This window comes from Paraburkholderia sp. DHOC27, assembly GCF_003429005.1.
Taxonomy (GTDB): Bacteria; Pseudomonadota; Gammaproteobacteria; order Burkholderiales; family Burkholderiaceae; genus Paraburkholderia.
This window is the reverse complement of sequence record NZ_QVQV01000021.1, coordinates 1-1,684: the sequence shown is the minus strand read 5'-3', so window position 1 is coordinate 1,684 and position 1,684 is coordinate 1. Positions and strand designations below refer to the sequence as shown.

Here is a 1,684-nt window from a genome sequence, read left to right as displayed (position 1 = left end):
TGTAAGGGCTATATCCTAATGTCGTGTTCTGGCTATTTACAGATGTCGGGTTTTGCAACTGGCGTCATGCTGGACGCTCGCGCTCAGACTGCGGGAGTCCAGCATGCGTCAAACCGAACTGGTGACACTGAACATGCGCGAATTCGACCGGCTAAAGATGGTTCAGGCGATCGTGGAGATGGGACTGAAGCCCGGGCGTGCGGCTGAGCGTCTTGGACTGAGCGTACGGCAGGTCGAGCGGCTGGTGATCCGGTATCGCGAACATGGCCCATCTGGCGTGGCGTCTGGCAGGCGTGGTCGCCCGGGCAACCGCAAGCTCGACGACGGCCTGTCAGTCCGCGCGTTGACGATCATTCGCGAGCGCTACCCGGATTTTGGGCCGACCCTGGCGCGCGAGAAGCTGGAGGAATGTCACGGGATCCGGCTGGCCAAGGAAACCGTGCGCCACCTGATGACCGACGCGGGTCTATGGATTCCGCGCCGGCAGCGCCCGCCGAAGATCTACCAGCCGCGGGCGCGCCGCTCGTGTGTGGGCGAGCTGGTGCAGATCGATGGCAGCGACCATCGCTGGTTCGAGGAGCGGGCGCCGGCCTGTACGCTGCTCGTGTATGTCGATGACGCCACCAGCCGGCTGATGGCGCTGCATTTCACGGCGACCGAATCGACCTTCAGCTACTTTGAGGCGACGCGCGCGTATCTGCAGCAGTATGGCAAGCCGGTCGCGTTCTACAGCGACAAGGCCAGTGTGTTCCGGCCCACGCATACGCAGAGCGGCGACCGGGGTGTCACGCACTTTGGCCGGGCGATGTACGAGTTGAACATCGACACGTGGTGCGCCAACAGCAGTTCCGCGAAGGGCCGCGTCGAGCGGGCGCACCTGACGCTGCAGGACCGGCTGGTGAAGGAGCTGCGGCTGCGTGACATCAGTACCATTGACGCCGCGAACGCCTATGCGCCCGCCTTCATCGCCTCGTATAACGCGCGCTTTGCGAAGCCGCCTCGGAGCGCGTTCGACGCGCACCGGCCATTGCGGGACGATGAGGACCTGGACGCCCTGCTGACCTGGCGCGAACTGCGCCGCGTGACGAAGGCGCTGACGGTGCAGTACGACCGCGTGCTGTACCTGCTCGAGGATACGGTGGCGAACCGGCGGCTCATCCACCGGTATATCGAGGTGTGGGAGTATCCGGACGGGCGCATCGAGGTCCGGGCGGACGGCGCGGCCCTTCCCTGTGTCCCCTATGACCGGCTCGCCGAGGTCGACCAGGGTGCAGTGATCGAGCACAAGCGGCTCGGACATGCGCTGCAGGTGGCGCAGGCACTCCAGGCGCAGCGCGATGACCGGCGGGCGTCGGGCTCGCCGTCGCGCACGAACCGGGGGTTGCCGGTCGAACGCGATCAGCCCCGGCCCGGCACGAAGAAGCAGCGCGAGTTCACGCAGGCCGATGTCAACGCAGTGATCCTGCAGGCGGCCACGCAGAACGCGCAATCCGTGAAACCGTCACGCAAACCTGGCTGCCGGTCTGCAAAGTTCCGCTGAACGGACTGACACGCCCTGCCCGTTCACACATGTTCCTTCAACGCTGTGTGAGAGTTAAACCCTCAAATACAGATTCAAATCCAGCCTCAAAACCCGACATCTCTATCTAGCCAGCCCCCGACGTTTCAATCTGGCCTCGACATT

1 protein-coding gene is annotated in these 1,684 nt (G+C 64.3%); it reads left to right on the top strand.

Annotated features, from left to right (window positions below; all coding sequences use genetic code 11):
* Positions 1–103 precede the first annotated feature (103 nt).
* On the top strand, positions 104–1,540 hold the full coding sequence (locus D0B32_RS32150; RefSeq protein WP_117338520.1) for an ISNCY family transposase: 1,437 nt from the start codon (positions 104–106) through the stop codon (positions 1,538–1,540).
* The last annotated feature ends 144 nt before the right edge of the window (positions 1,541–1,684 follow it).

What these genes read in the sequence shown, in the direction of transcription:
- D0B32_RS32150 (WP_117338520.1), top strand. Translation starts at nt 104, where the DNA reads ATGCGTCAAACCGAACTGGTGACACTGAACATGCGCGAATTCGACCGG.